The 535-nt window shown below is 76.6% G+C and carries 1 protein-coding gene; it reads right to left on the reverse strand.

Going from position 1 to position 535, the window contains the following annotated elements:
• The coding region (locus FV228_RS32340) for a CarD family transcriptional regulator (protein ID WP_281406565.1) at positions 1-535 on the reverse strand (535 nt) is incomplete at both ends.

Consider the following 535-nt stretch of genomic DNA (forward strand, 5'->3'; position numbering starts at 1 on the left):
CTCCAGCATCACCCGGGCGGTCCGGGCCATGGTGGCCTCGGCCTGGAGGCGGCGGCGGGCCCAGGTCCCGCCGTCGAGCTTGTCGAGGGTGACCGCGTCGGGCTCCGGGCCGTAGCGCCAGATCCGGTCGGCCTGGGTGACCGGCACCATCAGGATCGCGTCGCCGGCGAAGCGCAGCCGCAGGGCCTCGGAGGGCTCGTCGTCCGCGCCGACGCCCTGCGGGTTCGATACGGGCTCCAACCCCTCGAACACGCACAGGCCGTGGTCGCGGTCGACCGCCACGTCGCCGGGGCGCAGGTCGACCTCGCCCATCGGCAGGATCGCCCGGGCGGTGCCGGACACCGCGGCGTCCGGTCCGAACAGGTCGGCTGCGGCGAACACCGTCGCGCCCCGTCCCGGGACCCGGAAGCCGGCGCCGATCGGCGCCTCCAGGGCGAGGATGTCGCCCGGTGCCGCGTCGGCGAGGTCGGACCAGCCGTCGATCAGCCGGACCGGGCGCTCGGCGATCTTGCCGGCCTGCCGCACGAGGCGCCGG

This window comes from Methylobacterium sp. WL18 (genome assembly GCF_008040015.1).
GTDB lineage: Bacteria > Pseudomonadota > Alphaproteobacteria > Rhizobiales > Beijerinckiaceae > Methylobacterium > Methylobacterium mesophilicum.